This window comes from Acidovorax sp. GW460-11-11-14-LB4, assembly GCF_059423685.1.
This window is the reverse complement of record NZ_JBWKYJ010000004.1, coordinates 106,354-128,846: the sequence shown is the minus strand read 5'-3', so window position 1 is coordinate 128,846 and position 22,493 is coordinate 106,354. Positions and strand designations below refer to the sequence as shown.

Below are 22,493 nucleotides of genomic sequence, written 5' to 3'. Positions count from 1 at the left end.
CGGGCCTTACATGCCCCGCTGGGACAGGTCGGGCACATAGCGGTCGGCCTGGATGTCGGGCGACAGCCCGTGGGTGATGACCTCGTCGGTGATGGGCAGGAACTGCGCATTCCACTGCTCCCACGCCGCGCGCAGGCGTTCAAACACTTCGGGGTGCTTGTGGCGCAGGTTGGCGCGCTCCAGCGTGTCGTCTTCCACGTCGAACAAAAACTCGTTGTCGTTGATGCGCAGGTACTTGAAGCGGCCCTCGCGCACGGCGCGCTGGCACTGCGACTTGTAACGCCAGAACAGCGTGCGCGGGTGCGCAGGCGCATGGCCCTCCAGCACGGGCAGGATGCTCTCGCCGTCGGGCGGGTAGTCGGCATGGGGCGCCACGCCCGCAGCTGCCAGCAGCGTGGGCAGCCAGTCCATGGTGGCGGTGACCTGGTCGCTCACCTGCGGTGCAATGCGCGCAGGCCAGCGCAGCAGCGTGGGCACGCGGATCCCGCCTTCGAGCAACTCGGTCTTCTGGCCGGTGAAGGGCCACGTCTTGGAAAAGCGCTCGCCGCCGTTGTCGCTGGTGAAGACGACGATGGTGTTGTCGGCCAGGCCTTGTGCCTTGAGAGCATCGAGCACCTGGCCCACCGCCTTGTCGAGCGAACGCACCATGCGCGCATAGGTGGCCAGGTTGCCGCCGTCGTAGTGAAAGAGGTCTTTCAGGCCCAGCGATATTTCTTCGTCCTCCGGCCCCACCCAGGGCCAGTGGGGCGCGGTGAAGTGCAGCGACAGAAAGAACGGCTTGGCCGCGCTGCGCTCGCCGATCCAGCGCGTGGCCTCATCGGCCAGCAGCTGGGTGTAGTAGCCCACGCGCTCCACCGGCACCTCGCCTTCGTACAAATCGCGCGCCACGGCATCGCCCACGCCGGGCTTGTGCGTGAAGTAGTCGATGGCACCGCCATAGTTGCCAAAGAAGCGGTCGTAGCCACTCTTGAGCGGGCCGAACGTGGGCAGACTGCCCAGGTGCCACTTGCCAATCAGCGCCGTGTCATAGCCTGCATCGCGCAGCAACGATGGCAGCGTGGGGTGCTCCGGCGGCAGGCCGTGCACATGGGCCTTGCGCACCAGGGGTTCCTCCAGCCCGCCGCGCAGCCGGTACTGGTAGCGCCCGGTGATCAGCGCAAACCGCGTGGCCGAGCACACAGCCGAGTTGGCATAGGCCTGGGTAAAGCGCACGCCCTCGCCCGCCAGCGCATCCAGGTGCGGCGTGGTGAAGTCGGCCTGGCCGTACACGCTCAGGTCGGCCCAGCCCAGGTCGTCGGCCAGGATAAAGACGATGTTGGGCGCTTGGGTGGAAGCGGAGGCGGCCACATTGGTGGTGATGCTCATGCAGCCCCCTTGGCCTTGCCGGCGGCATCGGTCTCGCGCCACTGCTTGTCGAGCTTGAGGTCCTTGACGGCCTGCTGCACGAAGGCGGGCTGGAACCAGGCCTTCACGTCAAACGTCTGGCGGATCAGCCCCAGCTTGACGCCGTCGTCCAGCACGCCCTGGTAACCGGCGATGAAGCCCTCGTCGAGCAGCGGCGAATATCGGGCGTTCAGGTTGTCGCCTGCCAGCTCCTCGCGGAACGACAGCTCGGGGTTGCCGCTGTTGTCGGCGTACAGCTTGATCAGCGCCTCGCGGTTGCCCTCTTGCGAAGACCAGTGGGCGGCGCGCACCAGTTGGGTCACCAGGCGCTGGGTGAGCTGCGGGTTCTGTGCAACGAAATCCTCGGTGGCCAGGATGCCGGAGTTGATGGTGTAGTCCGGCCCACGGCCCTTGGTGCTCAGCGCAATCTGCACGCCCTGCGCCTTGAGCAGGAACAGGTCCGAGCCGCCGAACGTGGCGTCGATCTGCCCGGCCACCACGGCGGCTTTGGAGGTGGGCCAGTCCATGTTGATGAGCTTCACGTCCTTTTCGGTCAGGCCCGCCGTGGCCAGCAGGTTGTCGAAGGTGCGCTGGTAGGCGGTGCCCTTGAGCACCGTGACCTTCTTGCCCTTGAGATCGGCCACGGTCTTGATGCTCACGCCCGGCGCCGTGGCCAGATAGCTGTTGCTGCCCCGGCCCGTGGCCGCAATGAAGCGGGTGGGCAGACCGCACGCTCGGCCAATGACGGCGGCCAGGTCGCCCAGAGAGACGATGTCGAGCTGCTTGGCCGACAGCGCCTCGTGCACGGCCGGGCCTGCGCCACGGAAAAAGTTCCACTCGATCTTGATGCCGTCCTTGGAAAATTCATCTTCCAGCCACTTGTTGGCCTGCAGCACCGCAAACACGCTGCCGCCCGGCGAGGGCTTGCCGGCCGTTCCCAGGTCAGGCGAGCCGATGCGGATGACCTTGGCGGGCGACTGTGCGCGCAGCACCAGGGGGGCAGCCAATGCGGCAGCGCCAGCCACCAGCAGCGAACGGCGCGTGGAAAAAGCGAGGAGGTTTTGTTGTGTCATGGGAATTTCGGGGATCTGTAAAAGGGGAACAAACAATCAAACAGCAAATTGCCACTGCGCGGCAGGCGCCAGCTGCTCGCCGCGCTTGAGCGGCGGCTCGGCCAGGTCGGCCGCCGGGTGGCCGGAGAACTCGCGCAGCACGCTGTCCTTGATGGCGGTGAACGCGTGAGAGGTGCGCTCGCGCGGATGGGGCAGCCCCACCGGAACCGTGCGGCGGATGCGGCCGGGGCGCGGCTCCATCACGACCACGCGGTCGCCCAGGTACACGGCCTCTTCCACGTCATGGGTCACCAGGATCATGGTGATGCCCTCCTGCTGCCAGATGCGGTGCAGCTCCTGCTGCAGGTGGGCACGGGTCATGGCGTCGAGTGCGCCAAAGGGTTCGTCCAGCAGCAGGATGTCGGGCCGGTTGACCAGCGCCCGCGCAATGGCCACGCGCTGCGACATGCCGCCAGAGAGCTGGTGCGGATAGGCAGTCTCAAAACCTTGCAGGCCCACCAGCGCAATGTGCTCGCGCACGGTGGCGCGCTGCTGGCCTTCGGTCAGGCTGGAGTTGAGCAGGCCCAGCGCCACGTTCTTCTCGACCGTGAGCCAGGGGAACAAGCGGTGCTCCTGGAACACGATCCCCCGGTTGAGGCTGGTGCCCACAATGCGCTGGCCGTTGAGCAGGATCTCGCCCTGGTAATCGCCCTCCAGGCCAATCACCAGCCGCAGCAGCGTGGACTTGCCGCAGCCGCTCGAGCCCACGATGCTTACGAACTCGCCGGGCTCGATGGTGAGGTGGATGTCCTGCAGCACGGGCAGGGCTTCGCCCTTGACCTCGTACTGCTTGTTCAGGCCGCGAATGGCCAGGGTACCGGCGTGTGCCATGTTGATTTCCTTGTGTTCGTATGCGTATGCGTATGCGATGCGTCAGCGGCATCAGTACCTGGCGATCGTGCGATCACGCCAGGCCAGCAGGCGCTTTTCCAGTGCGGCCAGCAGCGCGTTCAGTACAAAGCCCACCAGGCCCACCACCACCACGCCAAACAGCACCAGGTCCATCCAGAAATGCTCGCGCCCGTCGATCAGCGTGTTGCCAATGCCCTTGCCCGAGGCCAGCAGGTATTCGGCCCCCAGCGTGGCCAGCCAGCTGTAGATGAGCGAGAGCTGGATGCCGGTAAACAGTGAGGGCGCGGCGGCAGGCGCCACCACACGGCGCAGCGTTTGCCACACGCTGAACTCGTACACGCGGGCCACCTCCAGGTACTCACGCGGCACGCTGCGCAGGCCCTCCAGCGTGTTGAGCACCACCGGAAAGAACGCCGCCATGGCCACAAACGCTACCTTGGCGGTATCGCCCAGGCCAAACCACATCGACAGCATCGGAATCCACGCAAACAGCGAGATCTGCTTGAGCGTGTGGAACGTGGGCCCCACCAGCCGCTCGGCCCAGCGCGACCAGCCCAGCAGCGCACCCACCGCCAGCCCGATGCCGGAGCCAATGCCGAACCCCCAGGCCATGCGCCACAGGCTGGCCGACAAGGCCACCCACAGTTCGCCGCTGACAACCTGGCCCACACCGCGCTGCCATACGGCCAATGGCGATACCAGCAGGGGCGAATCGGACGCCCCCGAAGCCACCACCGCCCACCACACCGCCAGGATCAGCACGGGCAGCACCCAGCCCCGCAGGCGTGCGGGCACTTTGTGGAACACCTTGCGTTGCACGTTCACAGAAGACATTGGCACACCCCGTTCACAAACCCGGCTTGCGCCAGCGCAGCAGCCAGGCCTCGGACACGGCGAGCAGCTTGTCGATCACAAACCCCACGATGCCCACGGCCAGCACGGCGGCCAGCACCACGTCCAGCTGAAAGAGCTGGCGGCCATAGACGATGAGGAACCCAATGCCCTCCGATGACGCCAGCAGCTCCACCACCACCAGCGCCAGCCAGGCATGCGTGAGGCCATAGCGCACGCCGTTCCAGATGGGCGCCGTAGCCGCCGGAAACACCACCTTGCGCAGCATCTGCCAGCGGGTGAAGCCATACACACGCGCCACCTCCACCAGCCGGTTGGGCACGTTCTGAATGCCCTGGCAGGTGTTGATGGCCACGGGCACCAGGGCCGCCTTGGCGATCAGCAGAAACTTGAGCCCCTCGTCAATGCCCACCACCAGGATCAGCAGCGGCAGCCAGCCGATCACCGGCACCTGGCTGAAGGCCTTGAACAATGGGAAGAAATAGTCACGGAATGTCGGCGACAGGCCCATGGCACCACCCAGCACCAGGCCCAGCGACAAGCCGATGCCAAAGCCCGCAAACACGCGGACCATGCTGATGCGCAGGTGGTCCCACAACTCTCCGCTGGCCAGCAGCTCGCCAAACACCTTGAACACGGCGGCGGGCGGGGGCAGCACCTGCTCGGGCACCCAGCCCCACAGGGCGGAGAGCTGCCACAGCGCCAGCACGGCCAGCGGAAAGGGCCAGGCCCAAAGCGAACGCCTTGCCCAAGTCCAGGCGGCGTTTTGCCTTGCCGCTGGGGGGCGGCGTGTGGGAGCATCCGGCAGCGCGTCCAGCGGGCTCGCGGGGCTGCCTGGCCCGGCCGCGTTCAGTGCGGGTATCGCCATCTTTTGCATTTCCTTCGTGGGTGGTGGAGCTGCTACCACCTGGGGTGAGCGCAGCGCCATCGATAACAACCAAAAGAAATGTAAAAGACGTTTGTTATAAAAATAAATGGTTAATACTCATATGCAATGACAAAGATGTTTGCGGCATGAGCAGCGACGCTTGCGTTATGAGGTTGCCTCGGCGCAGGCACAAAAAACCCGCCGCGCACAAGGTACGGGCGGGTTGCAACGAGCGGTGGTGAGCGGCTTTTCCGGGCTTGGACACCGTGGTTTGGATTGGAGACCTGGATCAAGGGGCGGCGACCAGATCCCCGTTGGCGCCATACACGGGCCAGCAGCTCTCCAGCTTCAGCTCCTTGAGTGCAGCGTTCAGATAGCGGCGGTCAAACCAGCTATCGATCTCTGGCTTCTTGCGGATGAGTTTGAGCTTGTGGGCCTCGTCGGCCGCGTCCTTGTAGCGCGCCACCAGAAATGGGTCGAGCAGTGGCGACAGGCGCACGCGCAGCGGCTGGCCAATAAAGTCTTCGCGCCACACCTTCTCGGCGTACTCGGCCTTGCCCCACTGCGCAAACAGTTCGGCACGGCGGTTTTCGTCGGAATATTTATGGGCGTACAGCACCACCGTCTTAACCACGCGCTCCACCGCCTTGGGGTGGCGGGCGGCGAAGTCGTCGGTCACCAGCAACGCCGTCTGGCGGGTGTACTTGTAGGAATCTTCTGCAGCCGACCACACCACCTTGGCCAGGCCCTGGTCACGCAGCTTGAAAAAACCCACATAGCCAAAGGCGGCGTCGATGTCCTTGCTGATCAACGCCGCCTCAGCGCTGGGCAAATCCAGATTGAGCAGTTTCACATCGCGCTCGCTCAGACCCTTGTCGGCCAGCGCGCGCACGGCTGCCAGATGCAGGTTGGTGCCCTTGAACACGGCCACCTTGCGGCCCTTGAGGTCTTCCAGGCGGCGGATGTTGGAGTCGGGCGGCACCGCCAGGTAGAGCCCGCCGCGCACGCCACTGCCCAGAATGATCTTGGTCTTCACGTCACTGGCCCGGTGCACGATAGAGGGCAGGTCGCCCTGCCACGCAAAGTCCAGTTGCTTGTTGACCAGTGCCTCATTGACGGCCGGGCCTGCGCCCTTGAAGAAGGTCCATTGCACCTTCACGCCGTCCTTCTTGAACTCTTCTTCCAGCCCGCCATCGGTGTAGGCCAGCGCGGCCGAGGTGCCACCATGGCGCACCGGGTCGCTGCCCACACCGCCGGTGGCGATGCCGATGCGGATCACCTTCAGGGGATCTTGCGCCTGTGCGGCTGCGCTACCCGCCCACAGGCCCAGGGCCACCGCTGCGCTGGCTGTCGTGGCAGCCGCCCAGAGCGCTGTTTTCCATTGCGTTTTTTTCATCTGTTGACCCTTCGTGCCTGTTGTTTTGCCTGTTGTCGTTCCGGTGTGCGTGCGCAATGTGCTGCACACGTCGCCGATCACTCTAGGCAGGCCCTGCGCGTGGGCCAACGACCAAAAACAGATATCCAAATTTGCGGATGGCAGGCCCACGCGCGCCAGTGCAAGGCGCAGTTTTCCGACTATGCATATGCGAACTGCTTCGTTGATGCGCGCACTGCGCGCTGTCCCAATCGTGTGGGAGTTCTCTTTCATCACCCCACCGTTTCAGAAAGCAGCGCCATGTCAAAGATCAACGATTTGCACCCCACGTTCACCCGCTTTGCGGTAGAGCCCTACACCCCCACCATCGGGGCCGTCATCCACGAGCTGGACCTGCGCCAGCCCCTGGACGCCGCCACGCAGGCCGAGCTGCGCCAGGCACTGGCCGTGCACGAGGTGCTGTTCTTCCGCGACCAGCACATCACGCCGCAGCAGCAGGTGGACTTCACCCGCAGCTTTGGCAATGTGGCCGAGGTGAAGGCGTTCTTCCCCCGGCTGGAGAGCCACCCTGAGATCGAGATCGTGGAGAGCACGGCCGAGCGCCCCAAGGCGTCCAACCAATGGCATGCGGACATCACCTGGCGCGAGCAACCGCCGCTGGGCACCAGCCTCTATGCACAGGTGATCCCGGCCAGCGGCGGCGACACGCTGTGGGCCAGCCTCACGGCCGCGTACGCCAGTCTGCCGCCTGCCTTCCAGGCTTACCTGGAAACGCTCACGGCCGTGCACACCTGGGAGATCAGCGGCTGGACGGAGTACCTGCTGCGCAAGGACGCCAGCGGCGAAGAACTGAAGGCCGCCCGCGCCAAGTACCCGCCCGTGGAGCACCCCGTGGTGCGCGTGCACCCCGTCACGGGCAAGAAGATCCTGTACGTGAACCCCACCTTCACCAGCCACATCAAGGGCCTGCACCGCACGCACAGCGATGCGCTGCTGACCCAGCTGTTTGCCCTGCCACAGGTGGCCGAGTTCCAGGCCCGCCTGCGCTGGGCGCCGGGCACGCTGGCCGTGTGGGACAACCGCTCCACCCAGCACTACGCAGTGGGCGACTTCTTTCCGCAGCACCGCAAGCTGCATCGCATCACTATTACCGAGTAGCCCCCCTGAGTCGCCTTCGGCGCCATCCCCCTTGGGGAGACGCCCCCCTGGCCCGGCAAAGCCGGCTCCACGGGTGCACTGGCCTGGGCCGCGCCAGTGTCGAAGGCCGCGAGCCATCTCCACAAGTTTTGGAATCTCACATGACCCAACCCGACACATCCAGAAAACTGCGCCTCGGCGCTTTCATCATGGCCACGGGCCACCACGTAGCCGCCTGGCGCCATCCGGGCTCACAGGTCGATTCGGGCGTCAACATCGATCACTACATCGAGGTCGCCAAAACAGCCGAACGTGGCCTGTTTGACCAGGTGTTCGTGGCCGACAGCCCCGGCGTGTGGCACAAGGGCGACCGAGAGTCCTTCAGCCGCCAGGGACGCATCTCGCACTTCGAGCCCGTGACGCTGTGGGCAGCGCTGTCGGTCGTCACCAAGCACATCGGCTTTGTGGCCACAGCCTCCACCACCTACGAAGACCCCTACCTGCTGGCGCGCAAGTTTGCGTCGCTGGACCACATCAGCAAGGGCCGGGCCGCCTGGAACGTGGTGACCACCAGCGCCGAAAACGTGCACGGCAACTTTGGCCTGGACACGCACCCGGACCCTGCCACGCGGTACGAGCGCGCCCACGAATTTGTGGACGTGGTCAAGGGGCTGTGGGACAGCTTTGACGACGACGCCCTGGTGCGCGACCAGGCAAGCGGCATCTACTTTGACCCCGACAAGCTGCACGCACTCAACCACGTGGGCAAACACCTCAAGGTGCAAGGGCCGCTCAACATCGAGCGCTCGGTGCAAGGCCACCCAGTGATTGTGCAAGCCGGCTCCTCGGAGGACGGCAAGGAACTGGCCGCCGCGACGGCCGAAGCCATCTTCACCGCCTGGACCAGCCTGGCCGAGGCCCAGGCCTTCTACAAGGATGTGAAGGGTCGCATGGCCAAGTACGGCCGCAGTCCTGAAGAACTGCTGGTGCTTCCCGGCATCTCCCCCGTGATTGGCCGCACCGAGGCAGAAGCCCAGGCCAAGTGGGCCGAGCTGCAGGCGCTGATCCACCCCAGCGTGGGCCTGGCCACGCTGACGCCCTTCTGGCCTGGCGAAGACCTGTCGAAGTGGAACCTGGATGCCCCGCCGCCGTACATCCCCGAGCCACCCAAGGGCATCAACAGCCGCGCCCACGTGGTGCTGGAGCTGGCCCGGCGAGAGAAATACACCGTGCGTCAGCTGTACGAATACCTCGCCGGTGCACGCGGCCACTGGGTGGTGATCGGTACACCCGAGACCATTGCCGACCGCATGCAGGAATGGTTTGAGAACGGGGCGGCGGACGGCTTCAACGTGATGCCGCCTGTGTTGCCCCAATCACTCAACGAGTTTGTGGACCTGGTGGTGCCTGAACTGCAGCGGCGCGGCCTGTTTCGCACGGCCTACGAAGGCACCACCCTGCGGGAAAACCTGGGCCTGGCACGGCCCGCGAGCCGGTACACAACGCTGCTCGCGAAGGCGGCCTAGGCCTCATGCATGGCGATCCCAATGACCTCGGCGGGGCTGTCCGCAGGACTCCTTCGTCATGTGCCACCCTGCAGCGCCGCAGGGTTGGGATGGCTCGGCAGGCGGGGCTGGCCTGCCTTGACACGGCGCACGGGCAGATCGGTCGCCAGGCGTTTCAGGGCGGCCCCCCGGGATGCGGACTGAAAGCCGTGCGGTACCACCAGCACGTCCGTGTGGGCTTCACGCAGGATGCGTTGCGCAACGCTCTCGAACAGCCAGTCTGCCCACCGGGACGCGGGATGCTTGCCCACCACGATCAGGTCGGCCCCGGCCCCTTGCTGCGCCACCAGCACCTGCCGCGCCGGGTCGCCCCGGCCGATGGAGGATGAAAGCCGGTTGCGCCGCGCATCGTACGAGTCGGTCAGCGTGAACATGCGGTCCTGCGCATGGCGCCTGCACTGCTCGCGGTAGATCTGGATGGCGCGTTCCGACACTTCGGCATAACGCAGCTTGCCCTCATTGGCAGTGCTGACGGCATGGAACAGTTCCACACGTGTGCGGGGGTGGAGCGCCAGGCCCAGCTCCACCAGGCGATGCGAAGCCTGAGAAAAGTCCACCGCCACCACCAGGCTCTGGTAGGGTTGTGCCGCTGCGCTACGCACCACGATCACGGGGCGCTGGCAGGCAAGGAGCAACTGGATCGCAGGGTGCGCGCCGAACCAGGCACGCAACCCGCGCTGCGGGGCCATGCCCCACACCACCAGGTCGTGACCCGCTGCCGCGCGGGCGATATCCGCCACCGTGCAATCCATGCGTGTTCCGGCATCAACAGGAATCTGGTGGCGCTGCCGAATCTGCAGCGCATGGTGCAACAGTCGCACGGCCACGTCGGGTGGCGGCACTTCGCCGGGTTGGGAGAGATACACCAGCTGCAACGCAGCCCGATGCTCTGCGCCCAGCAGCGCCGCACGCGCCAGCGCGTGCCCTCCCTGTTCAGAAAAGTCGGTGACGGCAAGGATAGAACGAGGGGTCATGGGGGTTCGTCCTTCTGTGGTGAACAACGCGCACGCCTCCAACGGCTGCCAGTGCGATTGGCGCCGGTCTGGTTAGAAGTGATCTGGTGGTACGGCCCGCAGCGGGCCGGCGTGCAAAGGCGACTAGGTGAGGTAGTCGCCTGTGGCCTCGGGCTGGTACTGGATGCTTTCGATGGTGGCGGAGCACTCTTCGCCATGGGGCGTTTGCCAACGGGCCACGTCCCCGGCCCGCAAGCCCAGCAGGCTGATGCCGACCGGCGACAGCACCGAGATGAAGCCCGCCGCAGGCTCGGCGTCCTGCGGGTAGCACAGGGTCAGCACCTGGCGCCGGTGGGTGTGCTGGTCCACCAGCTCCACGCGTGAATTCATGGTGACCACGTCGGCCCGCACGGTGCGCGGGCTGGTGATATCGGCGTTGGCCAGCAGGTCGTCCAGCAAGGGGGCTGGCCGGTTGCCGACCAGCTTGGTCAGGCGCGAATAGTCCAGGTCGGTGAGCGTGCGCTCGCCAGGGGTCACAACTGCATGCATACAAAGCACTCCATCGAATGCGGCGGTGCCCCGTGGGGACAAGACGGCCGCTACCGCGCTTGGCTGGTGCCCGGCGGTGGATGGTTGCGCTACAAGGGGATGAGGAGAGAGGGTGCCGCCGGGCTCAGGAATGTGCTGGCGTCAGCTGACGACGCGCGTTCTTCTTGGCCACCGCTCGCGCGCAGGCCGCTGCGCAGGGCAGCACAGCCAGGGCGGCAAAAGGGCAAACCAGAAGGGTCGTCATGGGCCCGAGTGTAGGCAACACGGACGGTTCTGGGGGCAATAGCCCCAGGGTTCTTGCCAGATACCCGGCGGCTGGGTGGCCGATCTTTGTCGCCACCAGGGGCCACCCAGAGCGTCACGCCAGCTGGGTGGCCCCTGCACGGCGTACTCAGGCCACTTGCGGCAGGTAGCTGGGTCGCGTGGCTGTCATCGCGAGCTTGACATGCTGTGTGAGCTCATCGGCCAGCACCTCGTCCGCGCCTGCTTCCAGGCCATCCAGCGCGCGCCGAACGATCTGAACCGGGCTGGTCTTGGGCACGTCAAAGCCGCGCGTCAGGTCGGTATCCACATACGCCATGTGCAGGCCCAGGACCTGCGTGTTTTGCGCGGCCAGTTCGTGGCGCAGTGCATTGGTGAGCGACCAGGCCGCAGACTTGCTGGCCGAGTATGCAGCCAGCTCGCCGCCATTCACCCACGACGCCACAGACAGCACGTTGAGCAGCGTCCCGCCTCCGTTGGACTGCAGGACCGGGGCAAAGGCTTTGCTGACACGCAGCACGCCAAAGACATTGGTCTCAAAGATGCGGCGCATGACCTCTTCGCTGTCGGCCGCCAGAAACCCGCCGGGCTGGGCGATGCCCGCGTTGTTGATCACCAAACTCACGTCAGACGCCTGCGCGGCGGCGGCCGCCACCTCTTCGGGGTTGTTGACGTCCAGGCGCAAAGCCTGCACGCCGGGTTGCGGGACGATGGTGGACGGCTCGCGCGCGGCGGCGTAGACCTTGCGCGCACCGCGTGCGAGCAGCTCGCGAACAAAGGCCAGGCCAATGCCGCGATTGGCACCGGTGACGAGGACAACAGCGTTTTCGATCTTCATGGGAATCTCCAGGGTTGGGGTGGGACTGAACAGGGATATGCACGGGCTGTGCAAAGGATGGATATGGAGTGAGGGCTCGATAGGTGCGAGACGGACGCGAGACGGGTGCGAGGCAGCAGTAAGCGAGCAGCTCAGCGCACCTTGACGACGACCTTGCCCTTGGCACGGCCGGTTTCCACGTAGGCGATGGCTTCGTTGGTTGCGTCGAAGGAAAACACCTTGTCGATCACCGGGCGGATAGCCCCTGCATCCACCAGACGCGTGATCTCCTGCAGCTGGCTGCCCTGTGCACGCATGAACAGGAACGAGTAGCCAATGCCCAGCACTTGGGCACGGCGCCGGGTACCGGCGCTCAACAGCCGGAACACCATCCGCAAGAAACCCGACGCATGAAGGGTTTCGCCGAATGCGAGATCGGGCGGGCCCGAGACAGAGACAAGTTGGCCTCCGCGCTTGAGCACGCGCAGGGACTTGGCCAGTGCCTTGCTGTCCTGGCTGTGCAGCACCACGTCATAGTTGCGCAGCACGTTTTCAAAATCTTGCTGGCGGTAGTCGATGACAACGTCCGCGCCCAGGCTTTGAACCAGTGCGGCACTGCCCGCGCCGGCGGTGGTAGCCACGGTGGCGCCCAAGTGCTTGGCCAGCTGGATGGCGATGCTGCCCAGCCCCCCCGACCCCGCCTGGATGAAAACCTTCTGCCCTTTGCTGACCTGGGCCTTCTCCACCAGCGCCTGCCATGCCGTCAAGCCCACCAGCGGGATCGACGCTGCCTCTTCCATGGTCAGGCTGCGGGGCTTGAAGGCCAGCGAAGATTCCTTGACCGCAATCAGCTCCGCAAAGCTGCCGATGTGAAAGTCGTCCGCCCGGGCATAGACCTCGTCCCCCGGCTTGAACTGCCGCACGCGCGGCCCTACCCGCACCACCACGCCCGCCACATCGTGCCCGAGGATGAGCGGCATCTTGTAAGGCAGCAGGAGCTTGAACTCACCATCTCGGATCTTGGCGTCGAGCGGGTTGACGCCCGCTGCATGGACCTCCACCAGCACCTCATCGTCGCGCAGGGAGGGGGCAGGAACATCGGCAGGCCGGAGTACGCCCTTTTTGGCATAGCGATCCAGAACAAACGCTTTCATGGGGTTTCCTTTGCTGCAAGGGATTGCATGGCTGCACAGCAATGCCACGCGGACTGGCGAGGCTCCACCAAAAAAGCCGTCCCTCCATGACGCACCAGATGCTGTTCAGGGGTTGGGCCGTTATTTCGCATGATAAACATCATATGTAATGATAAAAAAATGCGTGCCATCGCACGATCAAGAAGAGGCTGGGTGTGAATCCGCGTTATGCCGTTTCCGCCGGCAACAGGTACTTGAGCGCGGCTTCGCGCAGGCTGTCGGACAGCGCGGCGTCGTCCACAGCACGGGCAAGCACGAGCGCTCCCACCATGGTGGACAAGGTGACAAGCGCTTGCTCATGCGTTTCTGGCTGGCCCCACTGGGGTGACTGGCGCGCAATCAGATCGACCATTTCCTTGATGTGCCGGGTGGAGACGCGCCGCACCTCAGGGGACTGGCGCGAGGTTTCGGAGCCCAACGCGGCCAGAGGGCAACCCGTTTCGATGCTCTCGACATGATCACGCGAAAGGTAGGCCTTGAGCACGGTTGCCATCGCCTGCGAGGCGGGCTCCCCCGCCACAGCGCCCGCCACCGTCGCCACAGACTGAGCGCACGCCTGTGTTGCCGCTTCGGCCAGCATGGCCTCGCGAGACTCGAAGTGCGCATAGAAAGCGCCATGCGTCAGGCCTGCTTCCTTCATGATGTCCGCAACCCCGGTGCCATGGTAGCCCTGGCGACGGATCGCCCGCGCCGCCACCGAAACGATGCGCTCATGGGTCGCTTCTTTGGCGGCGGCTCGGGCATTGGGCTGTCTATTTCGCATGACGTTTATCATACATAAATTCACCATCCAGTGCAACGGCGCTTCGTCCACGGGGTTACACACACGCCCGTGCATCGTCCCCCCCCAAAAAAAACAGGCCCCTGTGGGGCCTGGAATACGAGCAGCGCCATCAACAGGCACGTGGTGGATGGTCAAAAAGAAGGCGGGCTGCGGCTGTCTTGATGAGCCCCCAGCCCTCCCCTCCTGCGATGCGACCGTTTCCAAGCGAGCTATTCGCCCGTCGCAGTCTTCGTCCAAAGCACCGCAGGCCCCCGCACGCAGCAGGTCGCTTCAACCGCCCGCTTTGCGCGCGATTCAGCCGCAACACCAACAATGGCTGCGCGCCGTGCTCCATCACAGCTTGGCGATGGACACCTCCGTGGACTTGACCAGTGCGACCACATCGGAACCCACGACCAGGCCCAGGTCGTCCACCGAACGGGTGGTGATGACGGAGGTGACGATGCCCCAGGGGGTTTCGACATCGACCTCGGAGACGACATCGCCGCGAATGATCTCGCGCACTTTGCCCTTGAACTGGTTGCGTACGTTGATGGCTTGAATGGACATGGGGTTCTCCTTGAATAGTCCGTTGAAAAATGAAAACAGTGGGTGAGAGAAACAGAAAAATCACACCGCCCAGCGCAGGCCATGCGCTGGCACACCTGGCCATGGCGCCTCGTGTGCGGGGTCGCCATCAGGCTTTTGCAGCACCCGGTCCAGGATGCGTTTTTCGATGGCAGCAAACGCGGCGTCACCGTGCGAACGGGGGCGTGGCAGGTCGATGCGCTGGTCCAGCGCGATCTGGCCGTCTTCGATCAGGATCACGCGGTCGGCCAGGGCCACGGCCTCTTGCACGTCGTGGGTGACCAGCAATGCCGTAAAGCCGCTGGTGCGCCACAGGCCTTCAATGAGGCGGTGCATCTCGATGCGGGTCAGTGCGTCGAGCGCACCAAGGGGTTCGTCCAGCAGCAGCAGGCGCGGGTTGTGCACCAGCGCACGCGCCAGGGCCACGCGCTGGCGCTGGCCGCCCGACAGGCGTGCCGGCCATTCGCCCAGCCGGTCGCCCAGGCCCACGCGCGCCAGCACATCGGCCGCAGCGCCGCGCCGCTCGGGAGGCAGGCCCAGGGCCACGTTGTCAGCCACACGCTTCCAGGGCAAAAGGCGCGAGTCCTGGAACATGATGCGGGTGTCACCGCTCAGGCCGGTGATGTCCCGGCCGTCCAGGCGGATCGCACCGCCAGAGACTGACTCCAGGCCCGCCACCAGACGCAGCAGCGTGCTCTTGCCGCAGCCACTGCGACCCACAATCGCAACGAACTGGCCGGGTTCAATCGTGAGTTCGGTCTTCTTGAGGACATCGCGCGTGCCGTAGCGCTTGTCCACACTGCGCACTTCCAGGCGCACGCCCTGCGCTGTGTTGGGATCGTTCTGGCTCATGGCATCAGGCTCCGGGTTTGAAAAGAGGCACATCGAGGGCATTCACGCGCCTGGGCAGCAGCTTCTCGGCCAAAAAGGCATCCGCAATGCGCTGTTGCTCCGCTAGGGCTGTGGGCACCACGGCGCGCACCTCATAGCTGCGGCGGCTATTGGCCAGCTCGATCACGCCCGCATCCAGCCCCCACACAGGTGCCAGCAGCGCGGCTGCGTCCTTGGGACTTTGCTTGACCCAGGCACCGGCCTTCTGCAGCTCGTGGAAGAACACACCGAGTACATCGGGTCGGGCCTTGGCATAGGGAGTCCCGGCCAGGTAATAGCGCTGGTAAGACGCCAGCTCACGCCCGTCGGCCAGCACCCGTACCGCCGACTGCTTTTGCACGGCGGCCAGGAACGGGTCCCACACCACCCAGGCGTCAATGGCGCCACGCTCAAAGGCTGCACGGCCGTCGGCCGGCGTGAGGTAGGCGGGCTCGATGTCCTTGAACGTCAGGCCGGACTTCTCCAGCGCTGCAATCAGCAAGAAGTGCACGCCCGCCGCCTTGGCAAAACCGATCTTCTTGCCCTTGAGGTCGGCCACGGTCTTGATGGGCGAATCGGCACGCACCACGATGGCCTGGGCGGCGGGCGATGGCGATTCCTGCGCCACGAAGGTGAGGTTGGCGCCGGCTGCCTGGGCGAAGACGGGCACGGTGTCAGCCACGTCGGCACTGACATCGATGTTGCCCAGGTTCAGGGCTTCGAGCAACGGCAGGCCACTGGTGAACTCGTGCCACGAGACCTTGACGTTCAGCGGTGCCAGCAATTGCTCCAGCGTGCCCCGTGTTCGCAGGATGGTGGTGAGTGTGGATGATTTCTGCAAACCAATGCGCAAGGTCTCGGGCTTGCCTTGCGCCGCAGCCAGGCCACTGGACAGGGCCGCAAGGGCACCGAGCACGGCGCGCCGATGAATCAGGAAAGGAAGGGTCATGGTCGTGATGAATGCGTTGTAGGAATGTCGGAGTCAGCGCCCCGCAGCTCAAGCCGTCTGGTAGCCCGGGTGCCAGCGCAACCAGTAGCGCTCCAGCCCCTTGGCAAACACGTCAGCCAGCTTGCCCAGCAACGCGTACAGCAGGATGCCCACGAGCACGATGTCGGTCTGCAGGAACTCACGCGCATTCATCGTGAGGTAGCCAATACCCGCCTGCGCCGAAATGGTCTCTGCCACGATGAGGATCACCCACATCAGGCCGAGCGAGAAGCGCAGTCCCACCAGGATGCTCGACAAGGCGCCGGGCAGAATGATCTGGCGGTACAGCTGCCAGCGCCCGAGGCCGTAGGTGCGGCCCATCTCAATCAAGCCCGGGTCCACATTGCGGATGCCGTGGAAGGTGTTGAGATAGATCGGGAAGAACACCGACACGCTGATGAGGAACAGCTTGGCCGACTCGTCGATACCGAACCACAGGATCACCAGCGGAATCAGCGCCAGCGCAGGGATGTTGCGCACCATCTGGATGGTGGAGTCGAGCAGCGTCTCGAACAGCTTGACCGAGCCGGTGAGCAGACCCAGCAGCAATCCCAGCCCGCCCCCGATGGCCAGACCCGCCAGCGCCCGGCCTGCGCTGACCTTGACGTGGGTCCACAGCTCGCCGGACAGGGTCAACGTCCAGGCTGCCTTCACCACTTCCAGCGGTGCAGGCAACACGCGGGTGGACAGCCAGCCCGAAGAAGAGGCGATCTGCCACAACACGATGAGCCCTACAGGCACGGCCCAGGGCAGCAGACGCTGCGCCACGTTGGCCACAAAGCGGACCAGCGACGCTGGGAGCAAAGGCCCTTCGAGCGGGAGATCGACGGAGTCCGCCACAGGCGATATCTGCAGCTCTCGGGTGGTCTGTGTCATGGTGTGATGTCCTGTTCGTTATCGGGCTCCAGGAACTCCAGCTGGTTACCCGCCGGGTCCTTGACGTAAAAGCGCAGGTAGCCGGGCAGCGCGCGGTTTTCCACCAGCGGCAGCTCGGCCTGCAGCAGGCGGTGGCGCAGCGCGGGCAGGTCCTGCACCTCAAAGGCCAGGTGCGACACCGCAGGCGCCGGTTGCCAGTGCTCGGTAGGCACCAGATCGATGCGCTGAGTGCCCGCGGCAAACCGCAGCGTGTTACCGGCCTGCAGGCGCACCTCCGGCAGACCCAGCAGGCTGGCGTAAAAGCGCCGGATGGGCGCCTCGGCCCCAGCCGGGAAGGCCAGTTGCACGTGGTTGATGGACTGGATGCTCATGGCATATCTCCTGCGGTGCCGATTCAGCTTTGCGACGCACGGGGCACAAAGTCATTGGCCACGGTCTCGCCAAACGGCCCCAGCGGGTTGCCGCCAGAGAGCTTCTCGCGCACACCCACGGGCAGCAACGGGAACACCAGCTCGGCAAACCGGTAAGCCTCTTCCAGGTGCGGGTAGCCCGAGAGCACAAAGGTGTCCAGCCCCAGCGCCGCGTATTCCTCGATGCGCGCCGCCACCGTTTCCGGGTCACCCACCAGCGCCGTGCCCGCACCACCACGCACCAGGCCCACACCAGCCCACAGGTTGGGGCTGATCTCCAGGTCGGCGCGGCTGCGCTTGACGCCACCCGCATGCAGCTGTGCCATGCGGCGCTGGCCTTCGGAATCCATGCGTGAGAACACCGCCTGGGCACGCGCCACGGTCACGTCGTCCACATGGCTGATGAGTTCTTCTGCAGCGGCCCAGGCCTGGTCTTCGGTTTCGCGCACGATGACGTGCAGGCGGATGCCAAACTTGACCGTGCGGCCCCGCTTTGCAGCGCGGGCGCGCACGTCGGCCACCTTCTTGGCCACTTCGGCGGGGGGTTCACCCCAGGTCAGGTAGGTCTCCACCTGCTCGGCCGCCAGGTCGTGGGCGGCGTCGGACGACCCACCGAAGTACACCGGTGGGTGCGGCTGCTGCAAGGGCGGAAACAGCAGCTTTGCGCCCTTCACCGTGAGGTGCTTGCCCTCGTAGTCGAGGCTTTCGCCCTGGTGGCTGCGCGTGAGGATTTCGCGCCAGATGCGGATGAACTCGGCCGACTGCTCGTAGCGCGTGGCGTGGTCCAGAAACACGCCGTCGCCCTCCAGCTCGGCCTGATCGCCCCCGGTCACCAGGTTGATGAGCAGTCGCCCGCCCGAAAGCCGGTCGAACGTGGCCGCCATGCGTGCAGCCAGTGCGGGCTGGTGCAGGCCGGGGCGCACAGCCACCAGGAACTTGAGCTTCTTGGTCACGGCAAGCAGGCTGGACGCAACCACCCACGGGTCTTCGCAGGAGCGGCCGGTGGGGATCAGAACGCCCTCGTAGCCCAAGCTGTCGGCGGCAACCGCCACCTGCTGGAGGTAGTCATGGCTGAGCTGGCGTGCGCCTTTGGCAGTGCCAAGGTAGCGGCTGTCGCCGTGGGTGGGAATGAACCAGAAGATTTGCATGGGACAGGTCTTTTCAAAACGGGATCTCAACGAGGTCCGAACGAAATCAGTAGGAGATGGCAAAGCCGAACTGGGGCGGGCGCAAGACCGCGCGCCGCTGCTGACCGTTCAGCCCCCAGGCGGTGGCCGTGACGCACAGAACGCGTCGCAGCTGGGCGTGCAACGGGAAAGGCATGGGCGCAGGCATGGCAAGCTCCTTGGAACGTGTTTGTGGTCTGGGTGGTGGGGTTACAGCAGATCGACCGGCGCGGCGTGCAGCAGGTTGAGCTTTTTGGGGATCAGCTTCAGGTCGAAGAAGGTGTCGGCAATGCCTTGCTGCTCGGCCAGGATCTCGCGCGTGACCGGGGCGGTGCCGAACTGCGCGCGGTTCAGGTACAGCTCGGTGATGGACTTGTCCAGCCCCAGAACGGCAGAGAGCTCTGCGGCTGCAGCCGCCTTGTTCTTGGACGCCCAGGTGTCAATCGCATTGACCTCTTCGATCGCAATGCGCAACACATCGGTGTTCTTGGTCGCGAAGTCGCGCGAGGTGAAGTAATAGGCGCGGTTGTTGACCACACCTGTGGCGTCCGCCAGCAGGCGGGCGTCCAGCGTCTTCTGGGCGGCAGCGAGGAACGGGTCCCAGATGATCCAGGCATCGACTGCGCCCTTTTCAAACGCGGCGCGCGCGTCGGCTGGGGCCAGGAAGACAGACTGCACGTCGCCGTATTTCAGGCCGTTCTTCTCCAGCAGCTTGACCAGGAAATACTGCACGTTGGAGCCCTTGTTGTAGGCCACGCGCTTGCCCTTGAGGTCGGCCACGCTGCGGATCGGGGAGTCCTTGGGCACGATCACGGCCTCCAGCGCGGGGCGCGGCACCGTGGCGCCAGCGTAGACCAGCGGCGCGCCAGCGGCCTGGGCGAAGATGGGCGGGGCTTCGCCCACGTCGCCAAAGTCGATGGAGCCGACGTTGAGCGCTTCCAGCTGCACAGGGCCGGCGTTGAACTCGGTCCAGGTGACCTTCACGCCCAGCGGGGCCAGTCGCTTTTCGAGCGTGCCACGGCCCTTGAGGATGGAAAGCCAGCCTTTTTGGTGGCCCACGCGCAGCACGCGGCCGGGCGCAGTCGTTTGTGCAAGGGCCGGGGCCCCCGTGACGCCGAGAGCGGCGGCGGCCAGACCGGTGAGCAGCGCCTGGCGGCGATGAAGAGAGAAATGTGTCGTCATAGTGATGGTTTGTTTCTAGAAAAATGGGGCGGCAAAAAGAGGCCAAAACTGTGGGAGTTCAGCCCGCGACAGGCACTACCGGCATGAGCAAGAAGGCACCGATGACCACGAGCGAAGCCACCACCAGCAAGGCAACACCCAGCCAGCGCAGGGCGTCGCGCAAACCCAGGGGTCGGTCTTCAAGGACCGATGGAGCCTGTGGCTGTGCGGACAGAGGGATTGCGTCACCGGACATGAACAGCACCTTTTTTGTACAAGCAGGCAACAGCCCACCCTGCCTGCGCTCAGCGGGCATAACCAGGAAAACAATGGAAAGGAGGAAGGCGGGCGGAGCGTGGGCACCTGCGGCCAGGGCCGCAGGCGCGTGGTCCGTCAGACGCTACATCGCACTTGCGAGAAATGCACGGGCGCGAACCGTGTGGCCTGGGCGGGCGATGGGCGAAGGGTTTCGGTGACCAGCACGTTCACCGCGTCATCCAGCCGGGCGGCAATGTCGGCCTGCAAGTGGTAGGTGCCCTCGGGCGTCAGCGTGACCTGGGCGTCGGTGGCGTAGATGCCGGGCAGGATGCTCTTGGCACCCAGCGACTGCAGCACGGGGCGCAGCGCGTAGTCCAGCGCCAGCATGTGGTGCGGGCTGCCGCCCGTGGCCAGGGGCAGCACGGTCTTGCCCTTGAGTGCTGTCTGCGGCAACAAATCCAGAAACACCTTGAGCACGCCGCTGTACGCCGCCTTGTAGACAGGCGTAGCCACCACCAGCACGCTGGCATCTGCCACTTGGTCAATCGCCTTCACCACGGTGGGATGGCCAAAATCGGCCAGCAACAGCGCCTGGGGCGACAGGTCGCGGATATGGACGCGATCCACCAGCACGCCGCGCACCGACAGGCGCTGGGCCACGGCGTCGAGCAAGGCGGCGGAGCGGGAGCGCTCTGAAGGGCTGCCAGCGATGAGCAAGGCGGACATGGTGTTGGTTCCTTTGTTACTACTGTTTTGATAGCTACCAGCGCATAATGGACTAGCGCTTGAGCTTGTTTTTCTTATAAAAAGGACAAACAACGCCCCGCCCGGCCCGTTGGGGCCAGGGTTCTTCCATGGAGGCTGGAGCATCGCCCCAGCCACCTTCGGGGCGGTTGGGCCTGCTTACTTGCGCGTGTAGATCTGATCGAAACTCGCGTTGTCCGCAAAGTGGTCCTTGGCAGCCTTGTCCCAGCCACCGAACGCGTCATTGATGGTGAACAGGTTCAGCTTGGGGAACTGCTTGGCGTACTTGGCCTTGGCCTTGTCAGAGACTGCGGGGCGGTAAAAATGTTTGCCCGCAATGTCCTGGCCTTCTTCGGTGTACAGGTATTGCAGATAGGCCTCAGCCACGGCACGCGTGCCCTTCTTGTCCACGTTCTTGTCCACCACCGACACGGCGGGCTCGGCCAGGATGGAGATGGACGGCGCGATCACGTCAAACTTGGTGCCGAATTCCTTTTCGAGCAGGTAGGCCTCGTTCTCCCACGCAATCAGCACGTCGCCCTGGTTGCGCTGCGCAAACGTGATGGTGGAGCCACGTGCGCCGGTGTCGAGCACGGGCACGTTGCCGTACAGCTTGGCCACGAAGTCCTTGGCCTTGGCGTCGCCACCGTACTTGCGCTTGGCAAATTCCCACGCTGCCAGGTAGTTCCAGCGGGCGCCGCCCGAGGTCTTGGGGTTGGGCGTGATCACTTTCACATCGGGGCGCACCAGGTCGTCCCAGTCCTTGATGCCCTTGGGGTTGCCCTGGCGCACCACCAGCACGATGGTGGAGGTGTAGGGCGAGCTGTTGTGCGGCAGGCGCTTTTGCCAGTCTTTCGGGATCCAGCCTCCGTTGGTGTGCAGCGCATCGGTGTCGCCCGCCAGCGCCAGGGTGGCCACGTCGGCGTCCAGCCCGTCGATGATGGAGCGCGCCTGCTTGCCCGAGCCGCCGTGGCTTTGCTTGATGGTCACGTCCTGGCCGGTCTTGGCCTTCCAGTGCTTGGCGAAGGCCTGGTTGAACTCCACGTACAGCTCGCGGGTCGGGTCGTACGACACATTGAGCAGCGTCACAGACTGTGCAAACGACGGCAATGCCGTCAGGGCCAAACTGCTGACCAGGGCAGCGGCGAAGGGAAACTTGATAAAGTCGCGGCGAAAGTTCATGGAAGGGCCTCTTTTTGTGAATGTGTTGCGGTGCAAATCACCGATGGAACGCATTCTGGAAGGCCCTCTTCAAAACTGGAACTACTGAGATTTCAGTTCTTAATATCCAAATCATCTGAGCGAAGCTTTTTTTCGCTCGCCCCACACCAAGGACATCCCATGGCACGCACCGTTCAATGCATCAAGCTCGGCAAGGAAGCCGAAGGCCTCGACTTCCCCCCCTACCCCGGCGAACTGGGCAAACGCATCTGGGAAAGCGTGAGCAAGGAAGCCTGGGCCGGCTGGCTCAAGCACCAGACCATGCTGGTCAATGAAAACCGCCTGAACCTGGCCGATGCGCGCGCCCGCCAGTACCTGGCACGCCAGATGGAAAACCACTTTTTTGGTGGCGGCGCAGACGCCGCGGCGGGCTACGTCCCGCCCAGCGCGTAACGGAGCGACGCGAAGTGCAGCGCTGCAAAAAGTGGTTTCGCCAAAACCATTTCTTCGGCGGCGGCGCAGACGCCGCAGCGGGATACGTCCCGCCCAGTGCATAACGTAGTGAAGCACTGCGAGAAATGGTTTCGCTAA

General features: G+C 64.8%; 25 protein-coding genes. 3 read left to right on the top strand and 22 right to left on the bottom strand.

The genetic code is table 11. The features are described from left to right. Positions 1 to 6: 6 nt before the first annotated feature. The 6 genes from AC07X4_RS03695 to AC07X4_RS03670 all read right to left on the bottom strand — a co-directional run bounded on the left by AC07X4_RS03695 (position 7) and on the right by AC07X4_RS03670 (position 6,463). Complete coding sequence (locus AC07X4_RS03695) at positions 7 to 1,365, bottom strand: sulfatase family protein (protein ID WP_099729987.1); 1,359 nt, start codon at positions 1,363 to 1,365, stop codon at positions 7 to 9. Then, on the bottom strand, positions 1,362 to 2,456 hold the full coding sequence (locus AC07X4_RS03690) for an ABC transporter substrate-binding protein (protein ID WP_494739262.1): 1,095 nt from the start codon (positions 2,454 to 2,456) through the stop codon (positions 1,362 to 1,364). Before AC07X4_RS03690 ends, AC07X4_RS03695 begins: the two co-directional genes overlap by 4 nt. A gap of 36 nt (positions 2,457 to 2,492) precedes the next feature. Continuing rightward, entirely contained in the window at positions 2,493 to 3,326 is an 834-nt protein-coding gene (locus tag AC07X4_RS03685; RefSeq protein WP_116749602.1) for an ABC transporter ATP-binding protein, read from the bottom strand. A 51-nt stretch (positions 3,327 to 3,377) separates the two neighbouring features. After that, a complete protein-coding gene (locus AC07X4_RS03680; RefSeq protein ID WP_494739261.1) occupies positions 3,378 to 4,181 on the bottom strand; it encodes an ABC transporter permease in 804 nt (267 codons plus the stop codon). Positions 4,182 to 4,194: 13 nt separating this feature from the next. Continuing rightward, positions 4,195 to 5,067: an ABC transporter permease gene (locus tag AC07X4_RS03675; RefSeq protein ID WP_494739260.1), complete on the bottom strand. Its 873-nt coding sequence runs from the start codon at positions 5,065 to 5,067 to the stop codon at positions 4,195 to 4,197. Positions 5,068 to 5,356: 289 nt separating this feature from the next. Further along, positions 5,357 to 6,463: an ABC transporter substrate-binding protein gene (locus AC07X4_RS03670; RefSeq protein ID WP_494739259.1), complete on the bottom strand. Its 1,107-nt coding sequence runs from the start codon at positions 6,461 to 6,463 to the stop codon at positions 5,357 to 5,359. A gap of 279 nt (positions 6,464 to 6,742) precedes the next feature. Between AC07X4_RS03670 and AC07X4_RS03665 the strand changes: the two genes are divergently transcribed. Both AC07X4_RS03665 and AC07X4_RS03660 read left to right on the top strand, forming a co-directional pair. Continuing rightward, entirely contained in the window at positions 6,743 to 7,600 is an 858-nt protein-coding gene (locus AC07X4_RS03665; protein ID WP_108497574.1) for a TauD/TfdA dioxygenase family protein, read from the top strand. Positions 7,601 to 7,740: 140 nt separating this feature from the next. Further along, the gene (locus AC07X4_RS03660) at positions 7,741 to 9,105 is read left to right on the top strand and encodes an LLM class flavin-dependent oxidoreductase (protein WP_108497575.1); all 1,365 of its coding nucleotides are present in this window, start codon (positions 7,741 to 7,743) and stop codon (positions 9,103 to 9,105) included. Positions 9,106 to 9,161: 56 nt separating this feature from the next. On the opposite strand, the gene AC07X4_RS03655 is transcribed toward AC07X4_RS03660, so the two are convergent. The 16 genes from AC07X4_RS03655 to AC07X4_RS03580 form a co-directional block, all read right to left on the bottom strand. Then, complete coding sequence (locus tag AC07X4_RS03655) at positions 9,162 to 10,118, bottom strand: universal stress protein (RefSeq protein ID WP_494739258.1); 957 nt, start codon at positions 10,116 to 10,118, stop codon at positions 9,162 to 9,164. Between the two features lie 123 nt (positions 10,119 to 10,241). Next, on the bottom strand, positions 10,242 to 10,646 hold the full coding sequence (locus AC07X4_RS03650; protein WP_099729981.1) for a GreA/GreB family elongation factor: 405 nt from the start codon (positions 10,644 to 10,646) through the stop codon (positions 10,242 to 10,244). Between the two features lie 391 nt (positions 10,647 to 11,037). After that, positions 11,038 to 11,745, bottom strand: a complete 708-nt coding sequence (locus tag AC07X4_RS03645) for an SDR family oxidoreductase (protein WP_494739257.1) — start codon at positions 11,743 to 11,745, stop codon at positions 11,038 to 11,040. Positions 11,746 to 11,876: 131 nt separating this feature from the next. Further along, on the bottom strand, positions 11,877 to 12,878 hold the full coding sequence (locus AC07X4_RS03640; protein WP_494739256.1) for an NADP-dependent oxidoreductase: 1,002 nt from the start codon (positions 12,876 to 12,878) through the stop codon (positions 11,877 to 11,879). Between the two features lie 205 nt (positions 12,879 to 13,083). Continuing rightward, the gene (locus AC07X4_RS03635; RefSeq protein WP_494739277.1) at positions 13,084 to 13,692 is read right to left on the bottom strand and encodes a TetR/AcrR family transcriptional regulator; all 609 of its coding nucleotides are present in this window, start codon (positions 13,690 to 13,692) and stop codon (positions 13,084 to 13,086) included. A 342-nt stretch (positions 13,693 to 14,034) separates the two neighbouring features. Beyond that, the gene (locus tag AC07X4_RS03630) at positions 14,035 to 14,250 is read right to left on the bottom strand and encodes a TOBE domain-containing protein (protein ID WP_015013774.1); all 216 of its coding nucleotides are present in this window, start codon (positions 14,248 to 14,250) and stop codon (positions 14,035 to 14,037) included. Positions 14,251 to 14,310: 60 nt separating this feature from the next. Beyond that, positions 14,311 to 15,120: an ATP-binding cassette domain-containing protein gene (locus AC07X4_RS03625; RefSeq protein ID WP_056067467.1), complete on the bottom strand. Its 810-nt coding sequence runs from the start codon at positions 15,118 to 15,120 to the stop codon at positions 14,311 to 14,313. A gap of 4 nt (positions 15,121 to 15,124) precedes the next feature. Beyond that, positions 15,125 to 16,087, bottom strand: a complete 963-nt coding sequence (locus AC07X4_RS03620; RefSeq protein ID WP_494739255.1) for an aliphatic sulfonate ABC transporter substrate-binding protein — start codon at positions 16,085 to 16,087, stop codon at positions 15,125 to 15,127. Between the two features lie 48 nt (positions 16,088 to 16,135). Then, on the bottom strand, positions 16,136 to 17,002 hold the full coding sequence (gene ssuC, locus AC07X4_RS03615) for an aliphatic sulfonate ABC transporter permease SsuC (protein ID WP_056067463.1): 867 nt from the start codon (positions 17,000 to 17,002) through the stop codon (positions 16,136 to 16,138). Continuing rightward, complete coding sequence (locus tag AC07X4_RS03610; protein WP_056744268.1) at positions 16,999 to 17,373, bottom strand: VOC family protein; 375 nt, start codon at positions 17,371 to 17,373, stop codon at positions 16,999 to 17,001. Before AC07X4_RS03610 ends, ssuC begins: the two co-directional genes overlap by 4 nt. 23 nt (positions 17,374 to 17,396) lie before the next feature. After that, a complete protein-coding gene (gene ssuD / locus AC07X4_RS03605) occupies positions 17,397 to 18,560 on the bottom strand; it encodes an FMNH2-dependent alkanesulfonate monooxygenase (protein WP_099729974.1) in 1,164 nt (387 codons plus the stop codon). A 46-nt stretch (positions 18,561 to 18,606) separates the two neighbouring features. Then, complete coding sequence (locus tag AC07X4_RS03600) at positions 18,607 to 18,747, bottom strand: hypothetical protein (RefSeq protein ID WP_165836556.1); 141 nt, start codon at positions 18,745 to 18,747, stop codon at positions 18,607 to 18,609. A 41-nt stretch (positions 18,748 to 18,788) separates the two neighbouring features. Next, the gene (locus tag AC07X4_RS03595; protein WP_116749593.1) at positions 18,789 to 19,760 is read right to left on the bottom strand and encodes a sulfonate ABC transporter substrate-binding protein; all 972 of its coding nucleotides are present in this window, start codon (positions 19,758 to 19,760) and stop codon (positions 18,789 to 18,791) included. 58 nt (positions 19,761 to 19,818) lie between these two features. Next, positions 19,819 to 19,995, bottom strand: coding sequence for a hypothetical protein (locus tag AC07X4_RS03590; RefSeq protein WP_156379578.1), 177 nt, complete (start codon positions 19,993 to 19,995; stop codon positions 19,819 to 19,821). Positions 19,996 to 20,132: 137 nt separating this feature from the next. After that, positions 20,133 to 20,723, bottom strand: a complete 591-nt coding sequence (gene ssuE / locus AC07X4_RS03585; RefSeq protein WP_494739254.1) for an NADPH-dependent FMN reductase — start codon at positions 20,721 to 20,723, stop codon at positions 20,133 to 20,135. A gap of 177 nt (positions 20,724 to 20,900) precedes the next feature. Continuing rightward, a complete protein-coding gene (locus AC07X4_RS03580) occupies positions 20,901 to 21,923 on the bottom strand; it encodes a sulfate ABC transporter substrate-binding protein (protein ID WP_056067453.1) in 1,023 nt (340 codons plus the stop codon). 159 nt (positions 21,924 to 22,082) lie between these two features. On the opposite strand from AC07X4_RS03580, the gene AC07X4_RS03575 reads away from it, so the two are divergent. Continuing rightward, complete coding sequence (locus AC07X4_RS03575) at positions 22,083 to 22,355, top strand: oxidative damage protection protein (RefSeq protein WP_010461281.1); 273 nt, start codon at positions 22,083 to 22,085, stop codon at positions 22,353 to 22,355. Positions 22,356 to 22,493 lie beyond the last annotated feature (138 nt).

Coding starts and splice junctions, on each gene's coding strand:
- AC07X4_RS03695 (WP_099729987.1), bottom strand. CDS start 1,365: ATGAGCATCACCACCAATGTGGCCGCCTCCGCTTCCACCCAAGCGCCC.
- AC07X4_RS03690 (WP_494739262.1), bottom strand. CDS start 2,456: ATGACACAACAAAACCTCCTCGCTTTTTCCACGCGCCGTTCGCTGCTG.
- AC07X4_RS03685 (WP_116749602.1), bottom strand. CDS start 3,326: ATGGCACACGCCGGTACCCTGGCCATTCGCGGCCTGAACAAGCAGTAC.
- AC07X4_RS03680 (WP_494739261.1), bottom strand. CDS start 4,181: ATGTCTTCTGTGAACGTGCAACGCAAGGTGTTCCACAAAGTGCCCGCA.
- AC07X4_RS03675 (WP_494739260.1), bottom strand. CDS start 5,067: ATGGCGATACCCGCACTGAACGCGGCCGGGCCAGGCAGCCCCGCGAGC.
- AC07X4_RS03670 (WP_494739259.1), bottom strand. CDS start 6,463: ATGAAAAAAACGCAATGGAAAACAGCGCTCTGGGCGGCTGCCACGACA.
- AC07X4_RS03665 (WP_108497574.1), top strand. CDS start 6,743: ATGTCAAAGATCAACGATTTGCACCCCACGTTCACCCGCTTTGCGGTA.
- AC07X4_RS03660 (WP_108497575.1), top strand. CDS start 7,741: ATGACCCAACCCGACACATCCAGAAAACTGCGCCTCGGCGCTTTCATC.
- AC07X4_RS03655 (WP_494739258.1), bottom strand. CDS start 10,118: ATGACCCCTCGTTCTATCCTTGCCGTCACCGACTTTTCTGAACAGGGA.
- AC07X4_RS03650 (WP_099729981.1), bottom strand. CDS start 10,646: ATGCATGCAGTTGTGACCCCTGGCGAGCGCACGCTCACCGACCTGGAC.
- AC07X4_RS03645 (WP_494739257.1), bottom strand. CDS start 11,745: ATGAAGATCGAAAACGCTGTTGTCCTCGTCACCGGTGCCAATCGCGGC.
- AC07X4_RS03640 (WP_494739256.1), bottom strand. CDS start 12,878: ATGAAAGCGTTTGTTCTGGATCGCTATGCCAAAAAGGGCGTACTCCGG.
- AC07X4_RS03635 (WP_494739277.1), bottom strand. CDS start 13,692: ATGATAAACGTCATGCGAAATAGACAGCCCAATGCCCGAGCCGCCGCC.
- AC07X4_RS03630 (WP_015013774.1), bottom strand. CDS start 14,250: ATGTCCATTCAAGCCATCAACGTACGCAACCAGTTCAAGGGCAAAGTG.
- AC07X4_RS03625 (WP_056067467.1), bottom strand. CDS start 15,120: ATGAGCCAGAACGATCCCAACACAGCGCAGGGCGTGCGCCTGGAAGTG.
- AC07X4_RS03620 (WP_494739255.1), bottom strand. CDS start 16,087: ATGACCCTTCCTTTCCTGATTCATCGGCGCGCCGTGCTCGGTGCCCTT.
- ssuC (WP_056067463.1), bottom strand. CDS start 17,002: ATGACACAGACCACCCGAGAGCTGCAGATATCGCCTGTGGCGGACTCC.
- AC07X4_RS03610 (WP_056744268.1), bottom strand. CDS start 17,373: ATGAGCATCCAGTCCATCAACCACGTGCAACTGGCCTTCCCGGCTGGG.
- ssuD (WP_099729974.1), bottom strand. CDS start 18,560: ATGCAAATCTTCTGGTTCATTCCCACCCACGGCGACAGCCGCTACCTT.
- AC07X4_RS03600 (WP_165836556.1), bottom strand. CDS start 18,747: ATGCCTGCGCCCATGCCTTTCCCGTTGCACGCCCAGCTGCGACGCGTT.
- AC07X4_RS03595 (WP_116749593.1), bottom strand. CDS start 19,760: ATGACGACACATTTCTCTCTTCATCGCCGCCAGGCGCTGCTCACCGGT.
- AC07X4_RS03590 (WP_156379578.1), bottom strand. CDS start 19,995: ATGTCCGGTGACGCAATCCCTCTGTCCGCACAGCCACAGGCTCCATCG.
- ssuE (WP_494739254.1), bottom strand. CDS start 20,723: ATGTCCGCCTTGCTCATCGCTGGCAGCCCTTCAGAGCGCTCCCGCTCC.
- AC07X4_RS03580 (WP_056067453.1), bottom strand. CDS start 21,923: ATGAACTTTCGCCGCGACTTTATCAAGTTTCCCTTCGCCGCTGCCCTG.
- AC07X4_RS03575 (WP_010461281.1), top strand. CDS start 22,083: ATGGCACGCACCGTTCAATGCATCAAGCTCGGCAAGGAAGCCGAAGGC.